At 69.5% G+C, this 24,914-nt stretch carries 23 protein-coding genes; 10 read left to right on the top strand and 13 right to left on the bottom strand.

All coding sequences use genetic code 11. From position 1 onward, the window contains the following. Window positions 1–13 precede the first annotated feature (13 nt). Window positions 14–1,735 carry a hypothetical protein gene (locus EDD29_RS45030; protein ID WP_148086182.1) on the bottom strand — a complete coding sequence of 574 codons (1,722 nt, stop codon included), beginning with the start codon at window positions 1,733–1,735 and terminating at the stop codon, window positions 14–16. A 434-nt stretch (window positions 1,736–2,169) separates the two neighbouring features. On the opposite strand from EDD29_RS45030, the gene EDD29_RS34290 reads away from it, so the two are divergent. Beyond that, entirely contained in the window at window positions 2,170–2,373 is a 204-nt protein-coding gene (locus EDD29_RS34290) for a hypothetical protein (RefSeq protein WP_123668408.1), read from the top strand. Between the two features lie 245 nt (window positions 2,374–2,618). Here EDD29_RS34290 and EDD29_RS34295 read toward each other — a convergent pair whose 3' ends face one another. Next, entirely contained in the window at window positions 2,619–2,927 is a 309-nt protein-coding gene (locus EDD29_RS34295) for a hypothetical protein (protein ID WP_148086183.1), read from the bottom strand. Between the two features lie 339 nt (window positions 2,928–3,266). Further along, window positions 3,267–3,704 carry a hypothetical protein gene (locus EDD29_RS45035; RefSeq protein WP_148086184.1) on the bottom strand — a complete coding sequence of 146 codons (438 nt, stop codon included), beginning with the start codon at window positions 3,702–3,704 and terminating at the stop codon, window positions 3,267–3,269. A gap of 621 nt (window positions 3,705–4,325) precedes the next feature. Here EDD29_RS45035 and EDD29_RS47325 point away from each other — a divergent pair. Continuing rightward, window positions 4,326–5,129, top strand: a complete 804-nt coding sequence (locus EDD29_RS47325) for a pentapeptide repeat-containing protein (RefSeq protein WP_148086185.1) — start codon at window positions 4,326–4,328, stop codon at window positions 5,127–5,129. 156 nt (window positions 5,130–5,285) lie between these two features. Next, window positions 5,286–5,564, top strand: a complete 279-nt coding sequence (locus EDD29_RS34305; protein WP_123668411.1) for a hypothetical protein — start codon at window positions 5,286–5,288, stop codon at window positions 5,562–5,564. A gap of 85 nt (window positions 5,565–5,649) precedes the next feature. Here EDD29_RS34305 and EDD29_RS34310 read toward each other — a convergent pair whose 3' ends face one another. The 3 genes from EDD29_RS34310 to EDD29_RS34320 all read right to left on the bottom strand — a co-directional run bounded on the left by EDD29_RS34310 (window position 5,650) and on the right by EDD29_RS34320 (window position 7,440). Then, the gene (locus tag EDD29_RS34310) at window positions 5,650–6,189 is read right to left on the bottom strand and encodes a hypothetical protein (protein WP_148086186.1); all 540 of its coding nucleotides are present in this window, start codon (window positions 6,187–6,189) and stop codon (window positions 5,650–5,652) included. 172 nt (window positions 6,190–6,361) lie between these two features. Next, the gene (locus EDD29_RS34315; RefSeq protein WP_123668413.1) at window positions 6,362–6,931 is read right to left on the bottom strand and encodes a permease-like cell division protein FtsX; all 570 of its coding nucleotides are present in this window, start codon (window positions 6,929–6,931) and stop codon (window positions 6,362–6,364) included. Further along, entirely contained in the window at window positions 6,928–7,440 is a 513-nt protein-coding gene (locus EDD29_RS34320) for a SigE family RNA polymerase sigma factor (protein WP_123670848.1), read from the bottom strand. Before EDD29_RS34320 ends, EDD29_RS34315 begins: the two co-directional genes overlap by 4 nt. 512 nt (window positions 7,441–7,952) lie before the next feature. On the opposite strand from EDD29_RS34320, the gene EDD29_RS34325 reads away from it, so the two are divergent. Genes EDD29_RS34325 through EDD29_RS34335 form a run of 3 tightly spaced genes read left to right on the top strand, consistent with a single transcriptional unit; the run spans window position 7,953 to window position 12,285 of the window. Then, window positions 7,953–8,321 (top strand): hypothetical protein, encoded by a 369-nt coding sequence (locus EDD29_RS34325; protein WP_148086187.1) that lies wholly within the window; start codon window positions 7,953–7,955, stop codon window positions 8,319–8,321. Beyond that, entirely contained in the window at window positions 8,318–8,611 is a 294-nt protein-coding gene (locus EDD29_RS34330) for a helix-turn-helix domain-containing protein (protein WP_148086188.1), read from the top strand. Before EDD29_RS34325 ends, EDD29_RS34330 begins: the two co-directional genes overlap by 4 nt. Next, complete coding sequence (locus EDD29_RS34335; protein ID WP_123668416.1) at window positions 8,602–12,285, top strand: Scr1 family TA system antitoxin-like transcriptional regulator; 3,684 nt, start codon at window positions 8,602–8,604, stop codon at window positions 12,283–12,285. The genes EDD29_RS34330 and EDD29_RS34335 overlap by 10 nt, the downstream gene beginning before the upstream one ends. 81 nt (window positions 12,286–12,366) lie before the next feature. Here the strand turns inward: EDD29_RS34335 and EDD29_RS34340 are convergent, their stop codons facing one another. The 4 genes from EDD29_RS34340 to EDD29_RS34350 form a co-directional block, all read right to left on the bottom strand. Further along, a complete protein-coding gene (locus tag EDD29_RS34340) occupies window positions 12,367–12,690 on the bottom strand; it encodes a hypothetical protein (protein ID WP_123668417.1) in 324 nt (107 codons plus the stop codon). 97 nt (window positions 12,691–12,787) lie between these two features. Next, on the bottom strand, window positions 12,788–13,900 hold the full coding sequence (locus tag EDD29_RS47330; protein ID WP_246053146.1) for a bifunctional RNase H/acid phosphatase: 1,113 nt from the start codon (window positions 13,898–13,900) through the stop codon (window positions 12,788–12,790). Beyond that, window positions 13,897–14,640 (bottom strand): zinc ribbon domain-containing protein, encoded by a 744-nt coding sequence (locus tag EDD29_RS47335; protein WP_246053147.1) that lies wholly within the window; start codon window positions 14,638–14,640, stop codon window positions 13,897–13,899. The genes EDD29_RS47330 and EDD29_RS47335 overlap by 4 nt, the downstream gene beginning before the upstream one ends. Then, window positions 14,637–15,440 carry a Nif3-like dinuclear metal center hexameric protein gene (locus tag EDD29_RS34350; protein ID WP_123668418.1) on the bottom strand — a complete coding sequence of 268 codons (804 nt, stop codon included), beginning with the start codon at window positions 15,438–15,440 and terminating at the stop codon, window positions 14,637–14,639. Before EDD29_RS34350 ends, EDD29_RS47335 begins: the two co-directional genes overlap by 4 nt. Before the next feature lie 137 nt (window positions 15,441–15,577). On the opposite strand from EDD29_RS34350, the gene EDD29_RS34355 reads away from it, so the two are divergent. Beyond that, the gene (locus tag EDD29_RS34355) at window positions 15,578–15,955 is read left to right on the top strand and encodes a DUF6191 domain-containing protein (RefSeq protein ID WP_123670850.1); all 378 of its coding nucleotides are present in this window, start codon (window positions 15,578–15,580) and stop codon (window positions 15,953–15,955) included. Window positions 15,956–16,049: 94 nt separating this feature from the next. On the opposite strand, the gene EDD29_RS34360 is transcribed toward EDD29_RS34355, so the two are convergent. Continuing rightward, window positions 16,050–17,141: an alpha/beta fold hydrolase gene (locus tag EDD29_RS34360; RefSeq protein ID WP_123668419.1), complete on the bottom strand. Its 1,092-nt coding sequence runs from the start codon at window positions 17,139–17,141 to the stop codon at window positions 16,050–16,052. A 284-nt stretch (window positions 17,142–17,425) separates the two neighbouring features. Here EDD29_RS34360 and EDD29_RS34365 point away from each other — a divergent pair, with 284 nt between their 5' ends. The 3 genes from EDD29_RS34365 to EDD29_RS34375 are packed head-to-tail and all read left to right on the top strand — an operon-like array spanning window position 17,426 to window position 21,484. Beyond that, the gene (locus EDD29_RS34365; protein WP_246053148.1) at window positions 17,426–19,192 is read left to right on the top strand and encodes a RelA/SpoT family protein; all 1,767 of its coding nucleotides are present in this window, start codon (window positions 17,426–17,428) and stop codon (window positions 19,190–19,192) included. A 42-nt stretch (window positions 19,193–19,234) separates the two neighbouring features. Continuing rightward, complete coding sequence (locus EDD29_RS34370; protein WP_123668421.1) at window positions 19,235–20,332, top strand: hypothetical protein; 1,098 nt, start codon at window positions 19,235–19,237, stop codon at window positions 20,330–20,332. Between the two features lie 33 nt (window positions 20,333–20,365). Next, a complete protein-coding gene (locus tag EDD29_RS34375) occupies window positions 20,366–21,484 on the top strand; it encodes a hypothetical protein (RefSeq protein WP_123668422.1) in 1,119 nt (372 codons plus the stop codon). A gap of 6 nt (window positions 21,485–21,490) precedes the next feature. Here EDD29_RS34375 and EDD29_RS34380 read toward each other — a convergent pair whose 3' ends face one another. Both EDD29_RS34380 and EDD29_RS34385 read right to left on the bottom strand, forming a co-directional pair. Continuing rightward, window positions 21,491–23,824: a GMC oxidoreductase gene (locus tag EDD29_RS34380; protein ID WP_123668423.1), complete on the bottom strand. Its 2,334-nt coding sequence runs from the start codon at window positions 23,822–23,824 to the stop codon at window positions 21,491–21,493. Window positions 23,825–23,829: 5 nt separating this feature from the next. After that, a complete protein-coding gene (locus tag EDD29_RS34385; RefSeq protein ID WP_123668424.1) occupies window positions 23,830–24,912 on the bottom strand; it encodes an alpha/beta fold hydrolase in 1,083 nt (360 codons plus the stop codon). Window positions 24,913–24,914: the final 2 nt, after the last annotated feature.

Raw genomic sequence — 24,914 nt, forward strand, 5'->3', positions numbered from 1 at the left:
ACTCTAGGAGACCTTATTCTTCAGTTTCACTCTCTCTCGAAACAGACCCGCGCTCTATGAGAACGTCAAACGGCGATCCTCCTTGCTCATAAAATTCCCGGGAAACCTCAGCATCCAATCCGGAACTCTTCCATTCATTTGGAGGAAATACAATGGGGTCAATGGCGGCAGCCACTTCATATGCGACTTTCACGTCTCCAATCAAAAACTCCACTCCAACCGGATCAACATCAAATATTTCCCTAATACACTTAAGCATATGGAGGATGTATACAACATCCCCATCGCATCTCCCAAGAATCGACGTTAGAGTTTTCCAATCGATCACAGTAACATCGTTTGATGGTTGATCAAAAAACATTCCAGAATTCTGGGATGTGATGATCATCGACCTGAAGGCAATGATACCCTCCCGCATTGGCGAGGAATCTTCAGAAATGACCTTCTCTGCCAGGAATCTGACGCCTGCTTCAGAATCCAAGGCATCGATAATCCTTCCCACCTGCAGAAATGCCTTAGGCAGGCTATCTTTTCGCAACACTCTAAGATAGTCTTTTGCCCAAGTAGCCGGTAGTGTTGCTTTCACTTCACAGGCGAAGACATAATATCCGAGAGTCGCCTCTTTCGATATCACCAAAAGGTCGATATCGGGAAGATCCGCACCGAGTTCGCTCAGCGAAACATTCTTTCGGACGATAAATCCAGCTTTCTCGAAGCTCTCGGCCAAACGTACCACTAGGCCGTCACCCAGCGGCCCACTTATGTGGCGAGAAAAATGAGCTGGAGACTTGATCGATTGCACCCTCAGCAGCTGGGCAAATCCGTCCTCTTCAATAAGGCTATCCGCAATTATCAGATACTCTTCAAGACTCCCATGGGAGAAGAGTTCGAAATATTGAGGGACCATTCCCTTTGGGCTGTCTCCAGAATAGACCATATCCTTCACCACCAGCTCGACGATGGATTCATCGAGTCCGGTATTCAATGATATCTCCATAACTAGATCCTGCTTGGAGAATCTAAATACTGGCATTACCGAGTTTGCCCGAGCATAGTATCGATGATAAATAAACTTGGCTAGCAGAAACCTGTATACCACATAGAAGTCTGCATAGCGGTAACCGTCAAACTGAACGCCAGACTTGGCACCTCCAAGCATCTCGAACTTCGCCGCAATTCTTAGATCGGCCTCCTGTTCGGCGAGCTCAAGTCCGCGAATCACGTGCTCCTCCGCTCCCAGCTCTTCTTTCCCAGAGAGAAGAGCTATCGCCTCATTCTCGATGGCAAGCCTATCCGTGAGCGCGTCTATCAAGGCAACAATCGCAGCGTTTCCCCCTTGATGAAATTGTCGCAAAATGGATCGATCACTAAAAGAAATCTTGACAAAATCTTCGCCAAACTCCCAATTAAACGACCCCTTGGCATTATATGTATAGTACAGGTACTCCCTGATCATATAGTAGTGCGACATAAAAGTCAGTGCATCAGAAAAATTCTTCCCGTAATCGCGATCAACGGGACTTCCTTCGCTAAGCTTGGCAAGTATGGGCAGCGCTACGGAGAGACTTCGCGATGCCGTTCCAACTATCGGATTCAGGTTAGGGTCCGTGTAGCTAAGCAAAACCGAGCCAACCAGATTTATGGTCGAATCGCTTGGCTCATATCGAAAAAACTTCTGCGATGAGAGCTCTTCATCCAGAAGCCGCTCAAATTCTCGCACCTTTTCCAGATCCACCAGTGCCTCCCCACGTCACGACCATCTTGGCGCAGAACTGGCGATCACTCCAGTGGGTTTTGGGAGTTCGCTTAGCTTCGGTAGCCGCGCCCAACTGTCTTGCCGAGTTTGGCTGTTTAGGATCAAGGGCGGCGGCTTCGCCGCCGCCGGCCGCCCCCGCACGCCGCTTCGGGCGTGCGGCGTGGGCGCCGGTCCCTCAGCGGCGGACGGGGGCGGCCCAGCTCGTCTCAGCTCCGGTGAACCGATGCGCAGGGGACTACGGACGCGAGATCCTCGTTGGGGGCTCAGGCGCCCCCAGACCCCGCCATCCCAGAGCACTCATCCGCGCTCTGCTCTCTGTCACGGCTTCTCGCCGTTGCGCGGATGAGCACTCTGGACCGAACCGTGCGGGCTCTGCCTCTCGCTGAAACCAGACCGTCCGTGAGGATGAGACCATGACCGATCCTTGGCCCTCCATCGACGCCGAGATCCTGCAAGGCCACAACATCGCCGCGATCGCGATCTTGCGTGAGGAGTTCGGGTACACGATCCACGAAGCCGTTGACGCCCTTCAAGAGCGGTACGACCGACTCATGGAGACACGGCCCGACGACTTCTCCGACGCTCCCCCGGCTAGCGGCGAGTGCGTCCGCTCCTGAGTTGCCGTATCAAGATCAGTGCACATTTCGTGCACATGAGGGCGCGAGGAGGCGGGAAACGATGAGAACTGGCCCGAAGTGAACGGGAACGTTCGGGCTGGCCAAGGGGTGTTTCCGCTGGTCAGCCGACCGGGGGTCTCCGATCCCGGCTTACAGGCCGCCTCGTCCGCCGCCTTTTCCCGACTCCGGCACCCCGTCCGGACCCGCTTCCAGCCGGCCCCGACTCAGGCGTCGATCCCCGCCCCTCACCCACCGTGGCCTTCTCCCCGGTCGTCGGCGAGCAACGCGAGCACTTCAGCGGCAACGTGGTAGACCCGGTCCGGCTCGGCCTTGCCGCCCCCGGGCCCCCATGCGACAAGCCCGTCGTCCCCGACCCAGACCCCTACGGACGCACCGGCAGAATTGACGACGAGACGCGGCACCGCGTCCCGCAGCTGCATCCCCACCCCGGACACCGCCAGCACCCGGCACAGCCGCCCAAGAACGACGGTCTTCTCCTCACGATCCACACTCACTTCTTCGCAGAAGAAGACGGGATCGGCTGCACGGCTCACTCCCGGGAACCCACTCGGCGTCCCCGCCATCAGCACCACAGGAGAAGACACGGACTTCCTGACCCGATCACCGCACCCCGTGCACGTTCGTCCTCCGCATCACGGTGTTCGACCCCGCCTCGGACCTGGGCCTCATCGAAGGGCAGGCCGATCCCTCGGTGCTCGTGACGCACCGCTTGGCGCCGGGTTCCCGGCCTCGTGATTCACCAGCGATTCCCGGCCCCCGCAGCCGCTGGCCTCGTTGGCTTGAAGGGGATTCATGTTCGCGTGAGTGTCGACCCCACCTGGACGGACGAGGTGGTCGGCGCGCCTGCCCAGCGTCCGGCCGTGGGATGTTACTCAGGGTGCGAAGAGGGCGAGTGCGTGAAGGCGCGCCTGATCGACGTGGGAGCCGCAGAGCGGGCAGTGCGTTGCATATCGGTGCCGACCGCCCCAGGACGGCAGCCCACCGTCGGGATAGAGCGCGTTGACGCGCCCACCGCAGACACGGCAGCGAAAGCCCTCCCGCGGATGAACGAGCAGGACACCGGCGAGATCGTCATCGGTCCACGTGGCCGCCCGGTCGGGGTCGGGAACAGGGACACCTTTGGGCCATGCCGCGACCAGGTCGCAGGCATGCGCATCGACGTCGGCCACGTTGATCCGCCTCAGCCGAGCCGGCAGATATTCAGACTCGGCAGGGATCCACCGTGGAAGGCCGGGTGTCCCGGCACCCGGGGTGGCGCCGGCTCCGAAGATCTCCAGGGCCCATCCCTGGCCGACCGTGATCTGCTGCACCGCACGACCGTAGCGCTCCCGAATCGACACCGGGCCAGATGATCGTGCGTCAGCCGGACGGGGGGATCGACCGATGCTTCAAGATCGGGGGGACTGCACCAGGTGGGCCGGATTCCGCTGAGGTGGAGCCAAGAGCCGCTGCAGAAATCACGGCCTCGCCTCTGCGCATCCGGACCACGGCCTACCAACGTGACCTGCCGAGGGTGAACATGTCGGATTGTTCAGACATCTCTGGCACCGGCGGGAGGCACTCGCGGCCGGCTTCGGCGACTGCCTCCTTCACTGCAGCGCCGGATTCATCTCCGAAGGCGCGACATGGAACGTCGGCTTCTTCGACGGGCAGTGGCTGGCGAGACCGGTGCGCAGACCGGTGAGGGTGTCTCCGACGTGGGAGGAGGTGCACTCCGGCGACGGCGCGGACGGTCCTGAACCGCCAGGACGCGGCAGTACATCCCGGCCGTTCACCGGATCCTGGGGCCGGTTGGCAGGATCCGGCCGTGCGGTTGAGGCGATCGTGCCGGGCCCGGGTGCGTCCAACCGGATGTGAGCCAACCGGACGAGTCAGGGCCCGCGGGCCCCCCGCCACCCGGCCCCGCCGCGCACGGGCCCCACGACGCCGACGTGACCGCGCCCGGGGCTGCGCAGGCCGATGCGCCGGAGCCGGAGCGCCGACGCCAGGATCGCCGCCGGTCCCCGCGTCAGTGGTCCAGCCGCATCACGCTGGCGGTGGTCGTCGTGGGAATCCTGGTCACCCCCTACTTCATGCTGAGCTCGGGCCGGGAGGCCCACAACCGCTACACCCAAGCCGTCGAACAACTCACCTCCGACCGCAGCGAAACCCGCACCGCCGCCATCCACGCCTTGGCGCGCGTCGCCAGGGATTCTCCCCCGGACCGGCTCGCCGTCCGCGACACCCTGGCCGCCTACATCCGCGAAAACAGCCCCGCCACCGACGAGGGGCTCCTGCCGACACTCGACCCCGAGATCGCCTCCGCCCTCACCGTCCTGGCCGACCTCTCCACCGACCCCGCCGACGACCCGCCCCTGGACCTCCGCGCCATCCACGCGCCCCACTCCTCCCTGGCCAAAGCGAACCTGAACGGCGCGTACCTGAACGGCGCGTACCTGAACGAAGCGAACCTGACCGGCGCGAACCTGAGCGGCGCGGACCTGCACATCGCGAACCTGTTCGGCGCGAACCTGGAAGGCGCGGACCTGCGCGGCGCATACCTGAGCAACGCGACCCTGAGCGGCGCGACCCTGGACGGCGCGCATCTACGCGGCGCGACCCTGGACGGCACCGACCTGAGCGGTGTGAACCTGCGTGGCGCGGATCTGCGCGGCGTGAATCTGAGCACGGCGCGAGGGATAGTACCGAACGAGATCCGGGCGGTGGCGGTGACGGACGGCTCAACGCTGTTCTGAGGCGAGGTCGGCGGCCCCGCCGACGGCCGGAAACCCGTGGACGGTGCCGCGCACCGGACGGCTTCGCCTCGGCTGGCCGTCGTTGCGCGAACCTAAGATCAGCGCATGTCGTAAGACGTCTATTTCTGGAAGAGCGCCGAGGGTGATCCCGGCGATGTGTGCGGGGAGCCGGCGGACGAGGAGGGCGACTCCGTCAAGCCGGGTCCGGACGTCTTCCGGTTTCGGGAGCAGCTCTTGGGACTGTGGCCGGATCTGGCGGACCGGATCTCTCCCTGGGCCGCCGACCCGGGATGGCGGCAGCCGTCGGGGCGCGAGGACCTCGCCGCTTACTACGTCGGCCTGACCCTGTCTTGGAGCATCGCCGAGGACACACTCCAAGCCATGATCGACCTGGCCGAAGCCCACCCTCGGTCACCTACGACCCCTAGAGCATGAGCGTGCTCACCTGACTCACCGCCGACCACGGATAGAGGCTCGGGTCGGAGAATGAGTTCGCGGTGGGGTGGTCGTTCTCGGGCTGTCAGCGGTGGTGGAGGAGCCTGGCCAGGGTGCGGCCCATCGGGGTCTGTTGGTATGCGCTTGTGAGGGGGGCTGTGCCGGTCATGGCGTGGTGGCCTAGGAGCCAGTAGGCGTCGGTCTCGGTGCCGTCCCACAGGGGGGTCATGCCGTCCAGGGAGGGTGTCTTGCGGGCGGCGGGCGGTTTGCCCGCGTTGAGAAGGGCCGCGTCGGCGGGGCAGCAGGCGACGGGGCGGGGGGCCGCGTCGGCCGGGCGCCACACTGCCTGCCTGGAGGCGGGCGGGTGATACGGGTCGAAGACGCAGGGGCGGTGGTCCGGGTCGTGCCGCAGCCGCGCGACGGCGATCTCCGCGGCGAACAGTTCGACGAGGCCGCTTTTCAGGTGGAGGTCCGCCGGCTCCTCGAGCGCCCGCCACTGGTCGCGGTGCAGGCGTGCGGCGGGGATCTCCGCGCCCACGGCGCCTTCGGCCTCCTCCAGTTCGCGGTCGTACGTGTCCATCATGTACTTGGCCAGTGCCCGGCCCCGTGCGATCCCTTTACTCACGCAGATATGGACGCACCGGGCATCTCGCCGGTTCGCCGGGGTCCCCGGAGGCGCGGTTCGTCACGAGGCGTTGCGGCCGTAGGCGGGTGTCGCGGCCGGAAGCCTCAAGGGGACGAAGAGCGACGACTCCAGGTCGCGGCCGCGGAAGGCCGGGTCAGCACGGTGAGGGGTGTCAGGAGCGGGTGCCGGGGTGTCGGGCGCGGAGTTCGTCCTCGTTGATGATCTGGTCTATGCCGGGGAGCGGGGAAAGGGCGGCTTCGATGGTGGGGACGTCGGCGGGGTCCGCACGGATGCGGAAGGAGTCCGGGATGTCCCCGGGCTCGGCCGCGGCGATCATCCCCGGCGTGTCGGCGAAGAGGACGCGGAAGCGTTCGAAAGCCTCCTCGCTGGACTCGTAGCGGAAGCCGTGGACTTCCGGGAGGGAGGACAGGCGGGCGGCGACCGCGTCGCGCTGGGCGGGGGTGGTGTCCTTGCCGCCGCAGGTGGGCTGGGACGACGTGCGGACGCACAGGTAAGCGGTGAGTTGGAAGGTGCCGGCGGGAGGCGCGGCGGCCTCGGTGCGAACGGGGTCGGGGGCGGCCAGATAGGCGATGGACGCGACCACGGCGGCCGAGGCCAGGGCCGCGGCCAGAGGACGGGGAAGGAGGCGGCGGGTGGTGGGGGCGGCGAAGTCGGGAACGCGCTCGATGGTTCGGGCGGTCGCCGTGAGGGTGTCGCGGAGGCGGTTCTCGGTGGGGGTCATCGCTGGGGCTCCAGGTGGCGGGAGAGGGATGCGAGGGCGCGGGAGACCGTGGATTTGGCGGTGCCGCGGCTGATGCCCATCGCGGTGGCCGTCTCCTCCTCCGACAGGTCGAGGAAGTAGCGCAGGACGAGGGCTTCGCGCTGGCGCGGGGCGAGGCGGTGAAGGGCGGCGAGCACCTCGCGGCGGTCCTCGCCGAGGATCGCCTCGGACTCGGCCGACCAGACGGGCGGCTCCAGCGCGCCGAGGAACGGGAGGCGTCTTCGGCGCAGCAGCGAACGGCACCGGTTGAGGACCGCGGAGCGGACGTAAGGGAGGGCCTTCGACGGGTCCCGCAAGGACGGCCAGCGTCTGTAGAGCCCAAGGAACGCCTCCTGGACGACGTCCTGGGCCGCCTCCCTGTCGCCGACCATGAGGAACGCCATCCGGGTGAGCCCCAAGGCGTGTTCCCGGTAGAGCGAGGAGAACGACCCCTCGTCCGCGCGGCGGGGGGCCGTCGTTTCAGTGGTCATGTCCCAGAGACGCCGCACCGCCCCGGAGGTTGCCTCCCCGGAGCGGAATTCTCGCAGACGGAGGGCTCGGGCGGAGCTCGGCGACCGGCCCCTCCGCACTGGGGGCGAAGGGGAGAAGGCCCCCTGCGCCAACAGGAGGGCCTTCTCGAGTGACGGCGTCCGGCTCAACAGACGTGCGTCGCCGCCCCGCCGCAAGAGCGCGGGGCCACCCCCACTGTGCTTCTCGTCGGTGCCATCCACGAATCGCGGCGTGCGGTAGCCGCCATCTCATCGTCCGGATGGAGCCCTCAACAGGGGCAAGGGAGAATGTTCGACATTTTCCGGATCGGATTCCGCAGGAAAACACAAGACGATAATTGTTCGGTATCTCCTGCTTGATTTGGTTCTGGTGAGGTTTCAGAGGATCCTGGGTCCGGGCTCCAGAAGCCGGACAGCGCCAACTGTCCGGGAATCGCTTCTGTACCAGAAAGTCACTGAATGTCCGGCTCAATGAACTGCAAAGGAGCAGATTCGTGCGCACATCGGTGTGCTCTGCCTTCATGCCCGAGGTCCATTTCGGGCTTCTGGTCCTCGCGACGGTGGCCGGTGGCACCCTCACCCTCTCGGGAACACCGCTAGGCGAGGCATTCATCATCGTCATGGCGACCCTGGTCGGCGGCGTGGAGGTCTCCCGCCGTGTCACCGGATCTCTGCCGTGGGTCCGCATCAGGATCGCGGTCGTGATCCTGATCCTCGTGCTCGTGGTCGGACTCATCGTGGCCGGCTTCCCGCCTCTCATCGTCGTCTTGGGCCTCCTCGCGACCGCCGACGCGGTGGCCGGGGCCGCCCGACGACTCACCACCCCCGCAACCGTCGTACCCCTCACGGTCTTCGCCGCGTGAGGGGATCCTTCAAGCCCGTCATGGCCCGTCCAGAAAAGCCCGTCACAGGCGACGAGCCCATCGCGCGATTCGCCAGGAGCCTGCGCGCCGAGCGGGAGCGCGCCGGGATCACCTACCGGGCCATGTCGATCCGCTGCCACTACGGCGTCACTTCATTGAGCCAGGCCGCCAGCGGGAGCAAGCTGCCCATCTGGCCGCTCGCGCAGGCGTATCTCACCGCGTGCGGTGTGCCCAAGGCCGACCTTCCCCGGTGGCACCGCCAATGGGAAGAAGCCGACCGATGTCGGTGACGGATCCCGGATTCACCGACGCCCGCAGGTCCGTCGCCGCGTTCGCGCGCGGCCTGCGGGCGGTCCGCGAGAAGGCGGGCACGCCGCCGTACCGCAGCATGGCACGGCTGGCCAACTGCTCGGTCTCCAGTCTGGCCACGGTGACGCGAGAGGACCGCCTGCCCACATGGGAGATCGTCGAAGGATTCCTGCGGGCGTGCGCCGTCGAGCCCGGCGATCTCGAGCTCTGGCACCGACGCTGGGTCGACGCGCGCTCGCTCCGCGACGAGTTCGGGCTGCGCACGACGGGGCGAAGCGACGGTCCAAGACAGCTGTTCGCCGCGCGTCTGAGCCGTCTGTTCGTTCTCGCGGGATCCCCGCCGATGCGCACGGTCATCGCACGCAGCCAGCACCTGCGCTCCCCCGGGCGAGAACCGCAGCTCAGCGTGCAACGGGTCAGCGATTGGCGCAGAGGGATCTCCATTCCCACGGATCTCAGCGCGCTTCTCGCCCTTGTCCGGGCTCTCGGTCTGGTGCACGCCCAGACAGGTGGGTACACGACACCGGAATTCGAACTACTGCTGGATCCCGAGGAATGGCGGCGGCTGTGGCGAGAATGCCGCGCTGAGAAGAAGACCCAGTCGTCGCCGAGCAGGACTCGGATCGGCGTGCTTCCGCAATTCGCCGACGCCTTCGTCAGCAGGCAGATCGACGCCGAACTCGAGGCGCGCTTCTCCCGGGCGGACGCGGCGCCCACGCAGGTGCTCACGGGCATGGGCGGGGTCGGCAAGACGCAGATCGCCGCCGCCTGCGCCAAGCGCGCCTGGCAGCGCGGAACGTTCGAGGCGCTCGTCTGGGTGGACGCCTCCCGCCGCGCGACGATCAAGGGAGGCTATGCCGCGGCCGCCCAAAGGCTTGACCTCTGCCTCGGCGATGATCCTGACCAGGGCTCCCATGCCTTTCTCGAATGGGTGCAGGCTTCGACGACACCGTGCCTGATCGTCCTGGACGGTCTGCGCGACCCCGCAGATCTGCGCGATCTGTGGCCCGCCGCCGCGGGCGCGCACCGCGTCATCGTCACCACCCGCCGACGCGACGCCTCACTTTCCGGGTATGGGCGGCAGTTCCTCGACATTCCCGTGTTCACCTTGCCCGAGGCGAAGACCTATCTGACGGCGCAGTCCACCGTTCGTGGAAGTGCCGAGACCTCGGCGAATCTGGAGGCGCTCGCCGAGGGTCTGGGCTTTCTGCCGATGGCTCTCGCCCAAGCCTCCATCGTGCTCCGCGATCTCGACCAGAGCTGCGCGACGTACCTGACCCGGCTCGCCGACCCCCGTCTGCGCCTGGCACAGCTGCTGCCCACACCGGATGCCCTCCCCGACGATCACCATCACACCGTCGACGCGGTGTGGAACTCCTCGATAGATCTCGCGGACCGCGCTCGTCCCGCCGGAATGGCGGGGCCTCTGCTGAACGTCCTGGCGATGCTCGCGCCCGATGGCGTCCCCACCGAGATCCTTCGCAGCTCCGCGCTGCGCGCCCACCTGGCCGCCCGTGACCCCGCGCCGGAGAATCTCCCCTCCCCCCATGCCGATGAAGCGGCCGAAGGGCTGCGCGTCCTGCACCGCCTCGGCCTCATCACCATCACCGACGGCGCCGACTCCCCGCACTCCGAGATCAGGCTTCACAGGCTCCTCCAGCGCACGGTTCGCGAAAGGCTCCCCGCGGAGCGGTTCACCGAGGCGGCGCTCGTCGCGGCGGACGCGCTACGGGAAGTTTGGCCGGAGAGCGAGGCGCACCCCCTTGCCAAAGCCCTGCGCGAGAACACCGTGGCGCTCCGCTCGGTCGCCGAGTCCGCGCTCTGGCGGCCTGACGGCGCCCATCCCGTGGTCGCGCACCTGATCGCCAGCCTCGGCGCGGTGGGCGAGGCCGTCGCCGCCCGCATCGAGTGCGCCAAGGTCGTGGCCTCCGCGGAACGCCTGCTCGTTCCCGACCACCCTTACACGCTCACCGTCCGGGCTGCCCTCGCCCTGTGGGTGGGGGAGGCCGGCGACGCCCAGGCGGCCATCGACGCCTACGCACGCCTGCTCGCCGATCGCGTCCACGTCCTCGGACCCGACCACCCCGACACCCTCGCCACCCGCCACCACCTGGCCCACTGGAGAGCCAGAGCAGGGGACATCACAGGAGCCATCACCACCGCAGAAGACCTCCTCACCCAACGAATCCGCCTCCTCGGCAACGACCACCCCGACACCCTCGCCACCCGCGAGGCGCTGGCCTGCTGGACGGCCTGGACCGGGGACCCGGCGGGCGCGGCCTCCCTCGCCTCGACGCTGCTCGCCGATCGTGTCCGTGTCCTCGGACCCGACCACCCCGACACCCTCGCCACCCGCCACCACCTGGCCGACTGGACCGGGGCGATCGGCGACGCGCGCAGCGCGGCCGAGCGGCACGCACGGCTCCTGGCGGACCGCCAGCGACTCCTCGGCCCGAGGCATCCGGACGTCCTGGCCAGCCGCGACGCGTACGCCCTGTGGGTGGGGGAGGCCGGCGACGCCCAGGCGGCCATCGACGCCTACGCACGCCTGCTCGCCGATCGCGTCCACGTCCTCGGACCCGACCACCCCGACACCCTCGCCACCCGCCACCACCTGGCCCACTGGAGAGCCAGAGCAGGGGACATCACAGGAGCCATCACCACCGCAGAAGACCTCCTCACCCAACGAATCCGCCTCCTCGGCAACGACCACCCCGACACCGCGGCCGTCAGGGCGGATCTGGCCCGTTGGCAGGAGCTGGCCGGGCTCTCCCCGCTTCCGCAGGGCAAGCGTTCCAGCGCAGGGTCGCTCGCCCTCCGGGTGCTCCTCGGTGCCCGGCTTCGCGGCCTCCGCGAGGCCAAGGGCATCTCCCGGGCGAAGGCCGGGCAGGCCCTCCGCGCGTCAGGTTCCAAGATCAGCCGGATGGAGAGCGGCGAGGTGCTCTTCCGGCACCGGGATGTCGTCGATCTCCTCTCCCTGTACGGCGTGACGGACTCCGAAAAGCGCAGGGAGATGGCGGAGCTCACCAAACGCTCCAACGCACGCAACTGGTGGCGTGAGTACAGAGACGTGGTGCCACGCTGGTTCGAGAGCTACATCGGCCTCGAGGATTCCGCGATCCGCATCCGCCTGTACGAGGCGCACCTCGTCCCGAGTCTGCTGCGGACCGAGGACTACGAGAGGCAGGTCACTCGCCTCAGTGATCGCCGGATCTCCCCGGCTGAGATCGACAGGAGGATCGAGGTGCTCGCCGCGCGACAGCGCCTGCTCGTCTCCGACCAGGCGCCGCACTACTGGGCGATCATCGACGAGGCCGTGCTGCGCCGTGGTTTCGGCAGGCGGGGTGGAAGGAAGATGATGCGCGCTCAGCTGAGGCGGCTGATCGAGCTGAACGAACGACCCAACGTGATCGTACAGATACTCCCGCTCACCCACGGCGAGCGGGGGACCGCGGTCGGCTCCTTCAACGTCCTTCGCTTCGCCGAGCCGGAGCTGCCCGACATCGTCTATCTCGAGCAGCTCACCAGCGCGCTCTACCTCGACCGGCGCCACGACACCGACAGCTACCTGGCCGCCATGGAGACGCTGGCCCTGGAGGCCCATCCCCACACGCGCACCGAGCGCATTCTGACCGCCATCCACGACGAGCTGTGACCGCGGCCGGGCGGGGCCGTCTCCCGGCGCCTCCGCTCAGGAGAAGAACCGGAAGAGACCGGCTCCTCCTCAGGAGCGGTGTCAGACCGGGACGGTGGCCGAAGCGGCGGTGGCGATCTCGTCGACGGTCTCGAGGGGGATCGTGACGGCGAAGTCCCAGGTCTCGTCGTCCTGGCCGACGAGGATGACGGCGTTGCCCTCGTGCTGGACCCAGAACGCGGGGGCGCCCGCGCAGGTGCCCGCGCCGATGGACCCGGAGGTCTCCCAGTCGGTGTCGCGGATGCCGGTCAAGCGGGCGAACTCCGCGGGGATCGCCCGGATGTTGATCTCCCAGCCCGCGCCGCAGAGTTTCACCGTGGCGACCGGGTCCATGTCTCGCCCGGCCTCGAACGTCATGCTCACCATGGGCTCATCCTCCCGTATCGCGGCAAGTGAGATGTCCGCGGAGGCAGCCACTCAACCAGACATGGGGCCCACAGGGATCAAATACGGCGAAAACTCTTTACGCGGACGGCAGATAATGCGTCTCGTTCATCGACCTGACCACGGCGGGGCCGTCGTCGTACCAGTCGACGGTGCACAGCGACGCGGTGTCGAGATGCACCCGGTACAGGATCGTGTCCGGGGCGTCGAGGGCGAGTTGCAGCATCGTCTTGATCGGCGTCACGTGCGAGACGACCAGGACGGTCTGGTGCCGGTAGCGCACGAGCAGCTTGTCCCGCGCGACCGAGACCCGCTGGGCGACGGAGGTGAAGCTCTCCCCGCCGGGCGGGGGGTAGCCGGAGTCCGACAGCCAGGCGGCGAGGTCGTCGGGCCAGCGCTCGGCGACCTCGGCGAAGGAGTGGCCCTCCCACGCGCCGAAGTCGGTCTCCCGGAAGCCCTCGTCGGTGCGGATCTCCGCGCCGGTGACCGCGGCGACGGCCTTGGCGGTGTCCTGGGCGCGGCGCAGCGGGGACGCGACGATCACGTCGATCCCGGCGTTCGCCAGGTACCGGGCGGCGGCCTCGGCCTGGGCGACGCCGACCTCCGTCAGGGGGATGTCCCCGACGCCCGCGAAGCGCCGCTCGACCGACAACGGGGTCTGGCCGTGCCTCAGCAGCAGGGTGCGGGTCGGGTCGGTGCTCGGGGGCACCCAGCCCCCCTTGCGGGGCGGCTCGGGCGCGGCGGGCGGCTCGGCCGCGGACGGCGACCAGGTCTCGCCGCGCGCCGCGGCGTCCATGGCGGCGTTGGCCAGGGCGTCGGCGCGGGTGTTGCGGGCGCGCGGGATCCACGTGTAGGAGATCGCGGCGAAGCCGGACGCGGCGTCCCGGGCCTCCAGCGCCAGCGGCTTCATGTCCGGGTGCTTGATCTGCCAGCGCCCCGACATCTGCTCCACGACGAGCTTGGAGTCCATCCGGACCTCCACCCGCGCGCCGGGGTCGAGTGCCGCGGCGGCCCGCAGCCCCGCGATGAGGCCGCGGTACTCCGCGACGTTGTTGGTGGCCCGGCCGATGGACTCGGCGACCTCGGCGAGCAGCTCACCGGTGAGGGCGTCGATGACGACCGCCCCGTACCCGGCGGGGCCGGGGTTGCCGCGTGAGCCCCCGTCGGCCTCGATGACCAGCTTGCGGCTCACAGGCCGGACTCGGGGGTGCGGACGAGGATGCGGCGGCACTCCTCGCAGCGGACGACGTCGTCGGCCGCGGCGGCCCTGATCCGGTTGAGGTCCGAGGTGTTGAGCGCCAGGCGGCAGCCCTGGCACTGGCCGCGGGTGAGCGCGGCGGCGCCGACCCCGCCGAACTGGTCGCGCAGCTTCTCGTACAGGCCGAGGAGGTCGGCCGGGATGTCCCCGGCGACGCCCTTGCGCGCGTCGGCGGTGAGCGAGGACTGGCCGGCGATCTCCTGCTCGGCCTTGTCCTTGCGCTCGTTCAGCGCGGCGAGGGAGGCGTCGAGCTCGCGCTGGTCGGACTCGACGGCGCCGACGCGCCCTTCGGCCTCCTCGCGCCGCTCCATGATCTCCAGGACGACCTCCTCGAGGTCGCTCTGGCGGCGCTGGAGGGAGGCGATCTCGGACTGGAGGGAGGCGAGGTCCTTGGCGGAGGTCACCAGCCCCGAGTCCAGGCGCTTGGCGTCGCGGTCGGCGCGGGTGCGGACCTGGTCGACGTCCTGCTCGGCCTTGACCTGCTCGCGGTCGAGGTCGCCGAGCTCGGTGCGGGCGCCGATGAGCCTGTCGCGCAGTTCGGCGATCCGGCCCTCCAGCGCGGTGAGCTCCGCGATCTCGGGGAGGGTGCGGCGGCGGTGGGCGAGCCGGTCGAGGGTGGAGTCGAGTTCCTGGAGGTCGAGCAGACGGATCTGGTCTCGGGGTGCGGCTTTCACTGGACTCCTTCGGCGGCGTGGGTCCACGCGTCGGTGACGAGCGTGGACACCAAGGTCTTGACATGTGGGCTGAGGAAGGCGGCGAGGTCGGCCAGCCAGGGCCACTCGGTCGCCCAGTGGGCGGCGTCCACCAGCGCCATGGGGCCGCTCTCCAGGGACTCGGAGACGGGATGGTGGCGCAGATCGGAGGTGAGGTAGACGTCGGCGCCCGCGGCCCTCGCGGTGTCGATCAGCGAGTCGCCCGCTCCCCCGCAGACCGCGACGGTCCGCACGGTGCGGCCGGGGTCGCCCGCGGCGCGCACGCCCCAGGCGGTCTTGGGCAGTGCGGCGGCGGCGCGCGCGGTGAACTCGCGCAGCGTGACGGGTTCTGGAAGCTCCCCGATCCGGCCGAGGCCCCTTCTGGGGTCGGCGGGCGAGGGCTGGAGCGGGCGGAGCGCCCCGGTCACGCCGACGGCCCTGGCCAGCGCGTCCGACACGCCGGGATCGGCCACGTCGGCGTTGGTGTGCGCGGTGTAGAGCGCCACACCCGAGCGGATCATCCGGTGGACCGTCCGGCCCTTGGGGGTGGTCGCGGGCACGCCGTGGACCCCGCGCAGGAGCAGCGGGTGGTGGGTGATCACGAGCTGGGCGCCGCCGGCGATCGCCTCGTCCACCACCGCGGTGACGGGATCGACGGCGAGCAGCACCGAGGTGACTTCGGATTCAGGGTCGCCGCACACGAGTCCCACCGCGTCCCAGGCCTCCGCCCAGGCCGGGTCGTATCGGCCCTCGATCCGGCAGATCAGTTCGGAGAGACGCACGTCCGAAAGGTTATCGTGGTTTCGCACCGGTCTTCCTGGATCCGAGCCGGAGCGCTACCGTGCGGACGACACCGCGAGCACGGGGATCGAACGCGATCAAGGGGATCAAACTCGGCCGTGGAATCGTTGGAGTGTTCGTGAAGTCACCGTTCCGCCGCCGCAAGCGGTCGAAGAAGGCCGAGGAGCTGCGCCGCAAGGCCAAGCTGGAGGCCAAGATGTCCGTGCCCGAATGGGCCCATGAGGGCACCGGAGGCGGCGGCCTGATGTCGGCGCTGCGCGGTGACGGTGAGGCGGGGGCCGGATTCGGCGCCGGGATCTTCGAGGATCTGCACGCCGCGTTCAGCGGGGCGAAGAAGATCCAGCTCCAGGAGCAGGAGGCCGAGAAGCTCCGCCGCGTCGACGACCATGAGCAGACGGGCAAGGCGCCCAAGAGCACCCGTCCGGATCTCGATTCCGGGCGCATCCGGATCACCCCGCGGCGGGCCCCGTCCGCCGAGGAGTCCGACGAGAGCTGAACCGGCCGCCCTCACGGGCGGCGCATGACCTTCCCGCCCTCGGGATCGGCCGACAGCGGCCGTCCCGGGGGCGTTCGGCTCTATCGGCGCGGCCTCAGGTGCGGGTGACCACCTTGTCCGGGTTCTTACGTGCGGGGCGCAGCCCGTGCTGGAGGGTCGCCTCGTCGAGCCAGGCGCCCAGCCGCGGCCAGGTGGTGGCGCGGGCGGCGCGGCCGGTGAGCACGCCGAGGTGGCTGCCGGGGGCCGTGGCGAACCGCACCTCGGGGCTGCCGGTGAGCAGCCGGGTGAGCGGGTGGACCGCGGCGAGCGGCGCGAAGGCGTCGTCGCGTCCGGCGAGCACGAGGACCGGCACGCGGACGTCGGACAGGGCGATCCGCCGCCCGCCGACGAGCACGGCGCCGGAGGCGAGGTCGCCGCGGCGGAAGAAGCGGGTGGCCGCCTGTGCGGAGGCGGGGTCGGCGGTGACGCGGGCGGCGAACGCCTCGCGCGCCTCGGCCTGGGCCAGGAAGTCGGCGTCGTCGAGATGCAGCAGCAATTTCACCGGACGCGTCAGACGTTTATCTATTCCATAGGTCTCATAACCGTGCAGCAGCGATTCAGGCGCAATTCTCTGCACCGCGCCCGGGAGCACGCCGCGGCTTCCGGCGATATGGGCGACCGGGTCGGCGCCCGCGGGGACCGCGGTGCGGTCGACGGGTGCGGCGAGTGTGGCGAGGGAGGCGAGCGGCAGGCCGGGGTCGGCCGCCGCGGCGAGGACCGCGAGGATGCCGCCGAGGCTCCAGCCGACCAGCTGAACGGGCTGGCCCCCCGCGTCGCGGCTGACGCGGCGGACCGCCTCGGGGATCGTCTCGCCGATCCAGCGGGCCGGGCCGCCCGGGTGCTCCGCGGTGTCGGCGGGGGCGAGATCCAGCAGGTGGACACGCCTTCCCGTGGCGACGAGATGGGCGGCGAGGCTGCCGCCGCGGCGCAGGTCGAACGCCCAGGCGGCGCCCGGCACGGGCGGCGGGACGAGCAGGACCGGCGGTCCCGTGGCGATGACGGAGGCGGCTGGACGGTACCGGCGCAGGGCCCCGGAGCCGCCGACCGGATCGGACGGGGTCGGGGTCAGGTCGGCGACGGCCCCGTGCCGCAGACGGTGCGCGGCGTTGGCTGTCGCGTCGCGGATCTTTTTCGGGGAGGGAAACATCACCACAGTATTCCACGACCAATCACGAGTCGATTTCAAGGACCGAACCCGGACACCTGTGACCTGCTCTTACTCTTACCTATCAGACAAATCCGTGTCGCTTATCACACGGCCATGTCGACCGCGTTAAATCAACCTCCCGGCGCGGACGGTGACGAGGGACCGGTCCAGTACAGGTCCGGACCCGGTCACGAATGCGGACCTAACGGCCGGTCCGCCCTGCACAGCCGCCCGGTCGCGCGCATAATGACAGCTACAGCCAGTCACTGATCATGTTCCGGGCGGTGTCTTTGACGATCATCAGACCGACGGCGAAGGAGCCGAGCACGACGCGCTGGAGCGCGCTCGGCAAGGTGCCGGGACGGGCCGCATCCGGCCCCGCGCAGGCGGTCGAGCCGCTCATCGCGGCGTTCCGCGCGGCCCATCCGGCGGCCGATCCGGCCGAGTTGCGGCGGGCCTACGAGGTCGCCGAGCGGATGCACCGCGGCCAGATGCGGAAGTCGGGCAATCCTTACATCACCCATCCGCTGGCGGTCGCGACGATCCTCGCGGGGCTCGGGATGGACCGGACCTGCTTGATCGCCGCGCTGCTGCACGACACCGTCGAGGACACCGCCTACACGCTGGGCGAGGTGCGCGCGGACTTCGGCGACGAGGTCGCGGTGATCGTCGACGGGGTGACCAAGCTGGACGGGGCGCGCTGGGGCAAGGAGACCGCGGAGGCCGAGACGTTCCGCAAGATCGTGCTGGCCGCCGCCGCGGACCTGCGGGTGCTCATCATCAAGCTCGCCGACCGGCTGCACAACCTGCGCACCCTGGGCGCGCAGCCGCCGCACAAGCGGGAGCGGATCGCCCGCGCGACCCTCGACCTGCTCATCCCGTTCGCCGACCGGCTGGGCATCCACGTCCTCAAGCGCGAGATGGACGATCTGGCGTTCGCCACGCTCGATCCCGAGGCGTTCGGCGAGACGCAGGCCAAGGTGCGCGAGGTGCTTCGGCTCGTCGAGGCCGAGCTCGGCCCCGCCGCCGCGATGCTGCGGAGCGCGCTCGCCGACAACGGGGTGCGCGCCGAGGTCGAGCTGCGCCCCCGGCATCTGCACAGCGTGCACAAGACGCTGCCCGGCGACCTCGCGGGCCTGCGCACCAGCGAGGTCATCCGGTTCCTCGTCCTCGTCGACGGCTCCGAGCAGGACTGCTACGTCGCGCTCGGCGCGGTGCACGCGGCGCTGCACCCGATCACCGGCCGGGTGAAGGACTACATCGCGATCCCCCGTTTCAACCTCTACCGCGCGCTGCACACCGTGCTGATCGGCCCGGACGGCGACATGCTGGACGTGATCATCCGGAACCGGCGGATGCACGAGGTGGCCGAATACGGCCTCATCGCGCACATCCGCCAGGGCAGCGGGGGCGGGGCCGCCGAGGAGTTCGCGGGCCGCCGCGACCTCGCCTGGCTGGCCCGGCTGCTGGCGTGGCAGTCCGACGCCCCGTCCGCGGCGTTCCTGGACGGGCTGCGCACCGACCTCCGCGAGGGCAACATGCCGATCTTCACCCCCGAGGGCCTGATCGTCCCGCTGCCGCCGCGCTCGACCGCCCTGGACTACGCCTACGCGCTCGACCCGGAGACCGGCGAGCACAGCATCGGCGCCCTCATCAACGGCCGCCTCGCGCCGCTGTCGGCCGAGGTGCGGCTCGGCAACGTGGTGGAGATCCTCACCGCGCCCGACGCCTGCCCGGGACCGGACTGGCTGGAGTTCGTGCGGACCGCCCAGGCCCGCGTGCACATCCAGGGCTTCCTCGACGCCCAGGCCGCCGACGAGCGGGCGCGATCCGGCCGGGAGGCGCTCAGCGCGGCACTGGCCGCCCAGGGCGTCGACCTGCTCGCCGCCGAGACCGCGGGCGACTCCCTCGGCGTCGCCAGGTCGCTCGGCCACAGCAGCCCGGAATCCCTCTACCTCGCGCTCGCCGACGGCGCCCTCCCGCTGGACGACGCCTTGTCCCGCTTCGCCACCAGGGACTTCGAGCCCGACCATTCCGCGCCGCCCGAATGATCGCTAAGCTCCGCGACCACCCCCCGATCGACGGAGCGAGCGATGCGGCGAAGTGTTCAGGCCCTGTGGGCGGCGGGAGCAGCGGCGTGCGTCCTGCTCGCCTCGGGCTCCGCGGTCTCCGCGGCTGCCGACTACCGGTGGCGCGTGATCAAGCCGACCGGCGAGGAGCAGACGTTCGCCGACTCCGCCAAGGCGTTCAGCGACCGCGACCTCTGGGTCTTCACCGAGGACTGGTCGGACTACCCGAGCCGGCCGCTGGCGCACCACTTCGACGGCGCACGCTGGAAGGACGTCCCGCTCCCGGCCGAGGTGACGGGGAAGGTGCGGCTGGTGGACGGCTCGCCGTCCGGCCTCTGGGCGCTCGCCGACGCCGGGCAGAAGCCGTCGTCGATCCTGCACTGGGACGGCGCCCGGTGGACCGTCGTCAAGACCGTCGGCTACTCCGGGGCCGTCTGGTACGGTCTGCGCGCGTTCGGCCCGCGTGACGTGCGGATCTTCGCCCGCGGCAAGACCGGCACGGACATCCTGCGCTACGACGGGACCCGGTGGAGCAGCCGCGCGACGAGCGCGGCCGGGATCGACCTGGTCTCCCCGCTGCGCGACGGCACGGCCTGGGCCGCCCGCGGCGCCTCCGCCGCATCGGCCGATTCGGCGGTCGCGCGCTGGACGGGTGCGAAATGGACCCGCACCACCCCGTCCCGCGCCGTCCTCGGCTGCAAGACCGCCTGCACGACGCAGGTCACCGGACTCCTCGCGCTGTCCAAGACCAAGGTGTTCGCCTCCCTCGCCGTCACCGAGCGCAAGGCGTCCTCGGCCAAGGGCGTCCTGGTGCGCTGGAACGGCCGGAAGTGGACCCTCGTCCGCCGCCTCGGCGCCGAGTCCTACGGGAGCCTCGTCCCGGACGGCTCCGGCGGCTTCTGGGCGATCCACGGCGTCGAGTCGAACGACGCGATGGTCGTCCATCACACCGCCAAGGGCGGGCTCGTCCGCTTCCCCTACCGCGTGAAGTACGACTGGCTCCTCCTCGGCGTCCTGGCCGCCGCCCCCGACGGCACCGTCGTCACCTTCGGCGCCCGCGACACCGACAAGTACGAGGACGGCGAGATCTTCCTCGGCTGGCGCCTCGACCGCACCCCCTGACGGTCCCCGCACTCCCCGAACCGAGGAACACCCATGCCGTCCCGAGCCGCCGTCGCCGCCTGCGCCGCGTCCGCCCTGTCGGCCACCGTCCTCGCCGTGCCCGCCGCGCCCGCGTCTGCGGCCCCCTACCGATGGACGCGCCTCATGAGGATCGGCGCGGACAACCCGTGGTTCCCCGCCGAGATCCAGGCGCTGGGCCGGAACGACATCTGGCTGTTCACCGACGCCTCGCAGGAGGCCGCGGAGTCCGTCACGCCCCGCGCCCACCACTGGAACGGCGCCTCTTGGACGGAGTTCCCCGTGCCCTCCCGGGTGAAGGGCCTGATCGGGCAGATCTCGGCGGGCTCGGCGAAGGACATCTGGGCCGAGGTGTGGAGCCCCGACTCCTCCTATGAGGGGGTCCTGCACTGGAACGGCAAGGCGTGGTCGGAGGCCGGCCGGCTGTCCTCGGGGCTCATCACCACCGGCATCGTGGCCTTCGGCAAGGGACGTGCCCGGGCCTTCTCCAGCGAGCCCGGGCGCACCGAGACCGTGACCTTCCGCGACGGCTCCGCGACGCGCAAGACGTGGCGGGGCCGCGAACTGCTCGCCCCGGCGGGCACCGCGCCGAACGACGTGTGGGCACTCGGCCTGTCCAAGCGCTCCCCGGTCTTCCCCCGCGAACTCCAGAGGTTCGACGGGACCAAGTGGCGCGAGGTCGTGCCGCCCGCCTCGGTGCTGGCGTGCGGCGGCAAGAAGTGCCCGCCGAGTTCCTACGGCTCGATCGTCGCGGCGTCGAAGAAGAGCGTCTTCGTCACCTATGACCTCTCCGTCGAGAGCGCGAACGGCGAGCCGCTCAAGCCGCGGTGGCGGGTGCTGCACTGGAACGGCAAGGCGTGGAAGCGGCTCGGCAAGGACCACCGGTACTGGCTGCACAGCGCGGTCTCCGACCGGGCCGGCGGCCTTTGGGCGGTCGAGCAGAACCCCGACGGGGGCAGCACGGTCGTCCACCTCGACAAAAAGGGCAAGCTGACCCGCTACCCCTACCGCGCCGACCCCTCCGGGCTGCGCTACCCGGGCCTCACCGTGGCCAAGGACGGCACGGTCTTCGCCACCGCGGCCCCCCATTACGGAAGCGACGGAGCACGTTATGTGTGGCGGCTCGACCGGTGAGCGGGGTCAGAAGGCGGGGGCCGGGTCTCCCGGGCCGTAGACGTCCCAGAGTTCGCCGAGGAAGAAGCGGCCGAAGCGGGTGAGGGCCTTGAGGTCGTCGGGGCCGTCGGTGCGGAATGTGGTGAGCTGCTCCAGGAAGTCGGCGAGGCGGATGTGCAGGGTGCCCGCGCCCAGGACGGGGGCGACGGACTCGGCGGCGACGTGCCCGGCGAGGATCCGGTAATAGAGCGTGGTCGTGTCGGGCCAGATGTGGGTCGGCGGACCGACCTGGATGTCCTTCCAGCCCGCGAGGGTGCGGGGTTCCCCGTGCACGTCGGTGAAGTGCAGCAGGTACCGCATCTCGCGCCGGTCGGCCTGGGCGCCGGGGGTGACGAACAGGTTGAACGACCCGTCCTCGACCCGGCGCCGGCCGCCGAAGGACGCCGCGTCGATCCAGCCCTCGGCGCGCGCCAGATGCCCTTCCTCGGCGAGGAACCTGTCGACGTCGGCGGCGGTGATCGTCAGGCGGAACGACAGCCGCTCGCCCGCCTCGCCGTCGTGCGGCTCGGTCGCCCCGGAGACGTAGCGGCCCTTCATCTCCTCGGTGAACGCCAGCGACGTGCTCCCCCGAGCCCGTCCGCCGTTCGAGGCGGCGTTCCGGCGGGAGGCGGCCCCCGCCGTCTCCGCCGCGAGGTCCCCGTGCAGCATCTGCCGGCTCATCCGCTCGGCGAGCGCCGCGATCGTCAGCGACGGGTTCGCGCCGACCGGCCCCGGCAGCGCGGCCCCGTCGGCGATGTAGAGGCCGGGCAGGCCGAACACCTCGCCGAACGGGTCGCAGACACCCTCCCCGGCGTGCCTGCCGAGCGGCGCCCCGCCGAGCGGGTGCACGCTCACCACCCGCTTGCGCAGCCACAGCGGGTTGTCGGCGTAGTCCGCGCCGAGCACGTCGCCGATCCGCCGCATCGTGGTGCGCAGCCGCTCGAAGTACGCCCGGCTGGTCTCCACCGACCAGTTGGCGGTGAGGTTCCCGTCCCGGTCGAGCGCGAGCACCCCGTCCGGGACGTCGCGGCCCATGCCGAGCAGCGGGAGCGCCTGCGCCGACAGCGACCTGCCCGACAGCAGCTGCGACACCTCCGCCGACATGTTGGTGTCGCCGTCGCCGGTGAGGAAGTCGGTGAACCGCTCCCACAGCAGCTTCACCGCGCGGGTGAGCTGCCCCGGCATGTCCAGGCCCGCCGCCATGAAGTCGACGAAGCCCGGGTACCCGCCTTCTTCGATGTAGGCGCCGCGTCCGGTCCCGAACCCGTCGAGCTGGTCGGGCAGCCGGATCGCGCTGGTGATCACCGGCCCCTTGGCGACGTCCAGCGGCCCGGAGCGGTCGCTGTCCTTGACGCCGGTGAGGAAGGTGAGCAGGTCGCCGTTCCCGCACAGCCGCGTGCCGAGCGCGGGGCTGATGCCCGGCAACGCCGAGCGCAGCAGCAGCCGTGTGGTCCCGAACGTCCCGGCCGCCAGGACGAGCCGGGCGCACCCGAGCGTCCCCTTGGCGCGGCGGCCGGTCGCCGGGTCGTGCCGGACGTAGTCGACGAGGTAGCCCCCGCCTTCCCGCGTCCGTATCCCCTCGACCTCGTGCAGCGTCCGCAGATCGGCCCCCCGATGCGCGGCCGACGACAGATAGGTGTGGTCGAGGGAGTTCTTGGCTCCGTCATTGCAGCCGATGTCGCACTCGCCGCAGAGCCTGCACGTAGTGCGGGGCACCCCGTGCAGGTTCGGATACGGACCCTCCGCCAGCGGTCTGCCCGGCTCCGGCACGGCCCCTGTGTGCGTGCCGAAGCTCACCGCGAGCGGTGGACGGAACCAGTCGAGCCCCAGCTCGGCCGCCGCGTCCTGCATAGCGTGCGTCTTAGGGGTGGCGGCGTACGGCGGATGCTCCACCGGATACGGCGCCACGCCGATCATGCGCTCGACCTCGTCGTAGAACGGGTCGAGGTCGGTGCGGGTCACCGGCCAGTGCTCGTAGCCGCCCCCCGGCAGCTCCTGTTCGTGCACGAACCAGTGCTCGTCCTTGCGCAGCAGCACATTGGCGTAGATCAGCGACCCGCCGCCGAGTCCCGCGGAGACGACCGAGTCGAAGCCCTTGAAGCGCCAGACGTCGAACATCCCGTAGAGCCGTTCGGCGGGGTCCCAGAAGGCGCGGCCGAGGTCGGCCGGGGTGCGCGGGAACTCACCCGGTGCGTAGGAGCGCCCCCGCTCCAGCAGCACCGTGGCCAGGCCCGCCTCGGCCAGCCGGAGCGCGGCGACCGACCCTCCGAAACCGGAGCCGACGACGACCGCGTCGACGGTCTCCACCTGATCGTGCGCCATCGGGCTCAGACCGCCTTCTTCCTGAGGAACTCGACAATGCGGGGGAAGACGTCCTCATGCGCCTTCTTCCCGACGAAGGGGTCGACATGGCCATAGCCGGGCAGCAGCTCCAGCTCGTGCCTGCCGGGGGCGGCCTGCTCCAGGGCCGCATGGGTGACGATGTTGCTGTCGGTGAACACATGGTTGGCGGTCCCGGCCAGGAGCAGGATCGGGGTCTCCACCGCGCCGAGGTCGCCCATGACGTCGGGCAGGCGGGTGTCGGCCTCGTCGAACGGGACGATGTGCCCGGCCGCGACCATCTTGGCCACGTGCCGGTAGTAGTGGACGCCGCAGGCGCCGCACAGGTCCTCCATGCGCTCATGGGTGGCCTCGTGCAGCATCTCGTGCGCGAACATCGCGGGCTTGCCGTCGCCCCACATGAAGCTGAGCATGTGGCAGGCGGAGTCCCGGCACTCGCGGTGGAACAGCGAGACCGCGCGGGAGAAGACCTTGCGCCGGGTGAACCACAGCGCGTCGCCGAACCGCGGGTCGAGGACCGGCATGCCGAGGCCGTACTCGGCGAGCGCGGGCCCGAACCGCAGCTTGAGCGCGGCCCACTTGGACACCCGAGGGTGCAGCGAGACGCTGTTGGCGACGACGCTGGTGATCTGGTCGACCTTGCCGCCGAACAGGCTTGCCATGAACGTCACCGAGCCCAGGCAGTGCGCGATGACGTGGATCCTGCGGTCCCCGACGACCTCGCGCAGCGCCTCAAGGGCCGCGGGGTGGTCGAACGCTGCGACGTCGTCAAGCGTATGACGGTGCGTCTCCAGGTCGTAGGGGAAGCGGTTGCTCATCCGGTAGTCCAGCGTCCACACGTCGGTGAAGCCGGCGTCGAGCAGGTAGGAGACGAGGTTGGTGTGCTCGGGCATGATGAACATGTCCCGGGACAGGGTGAGACCGTGGATGAGGAGGACCACGTCGTCGCAGTCGGCCCGGTGGAACCGGGTCAGGCTGAGCCCGAGACCGTCCTCCGTGGCGAACAGCCGCTCGGACATCTCGGTGCCCGTCACCCCCTGAAGGGTGAACCTGGGTATCCGGTCGGTCATCT

This window comes from Actinocorallia herbida, assembly GCF_003751225.1.
In the GTDB taxonomy this organism is placed as follows: Bacteria; Actinomycetota; Actinomycetes; order Streptosporangiales; family Streptosporangiaceae; genus Actinocorallia; species Actinocorallia herbida.

Excerpts from the sequence above, each read along its gene's own strand:
- EDD29_RS34290 (WP_123668408.1), top strand. The coding sequence starts at position 2,170 with ATGACCGATCCTTGGCCCTCCATCGACGCCGAGATCCTGCAAGGCCAC.
- EDD29_RS34315 (WP_123668413.1), bottom strand. The coding sequence starts at position 6,931 with ATGACCCCCACCGAGAACCGCCTCCGCGACACCCTCACGGCGACCGCC.
- EDD29_RS34320 (WP_123670848.1), bottom strand. The coding sequence starts at position 7,440 with ATGACCACTGAAACGACGGCCCCCCGCCGCGCGGACGAGGGGTCGTTC.
- EDD29_RS34335 (WP_123668416.1), top strand. The coding sequence starts at position 8,602 with ATGTCGGTGACGGATCCCGGATTCACCGACGCCCGCAGGTCCGTCGCC.
- EDD29_RS34340 (WP_123668417.1), bottom strand. The coding sequence starts at position 12,690 with ATGGTGAGCATGACGTTCGAGGCCGGGCGAGACATGGACCCGGTCGCC.
- EDD29_RS34360 (WP_123668419.1), bottom strand. The coding sequence starts at position 17,141 with ATGTTTCCCTCCCCGAAAAAGATCCGCGACGCGACAGCCAACGCCGCG.
- EDD29_RS34370 (WP_123668421.1), top strand. The coding sequence starts at position 19,235 with ATGCGGCGAAGTGTTCAGGCCCTGTGGGCGGCGGGAGCAGCGGCGTGC.
- EDD29_RS34375 (WP_123668422.1), top strand. The coding sequence starts at position 20,366 with ATGCCGTCCCGAGCCGCCGTCGCCGCCTGCGCCGCGTCCGCCCTGTCG.
- EDD29_RS34380 (WP_123668423.1), bottom strand. The coding sequence starts at position 23,824 with ATGGCGCACGATCAGGTGGAGACCGTCGACGCGGTCGTCGTCGGCTCC.
- EDD29_RS34385 (WP_123668424.1), bottom strand. The coding sequence starts at position 24,912 with ATGACCGACCGGATACCCAGGTTCACCCTTCAGGGGGTGACGGGCACC.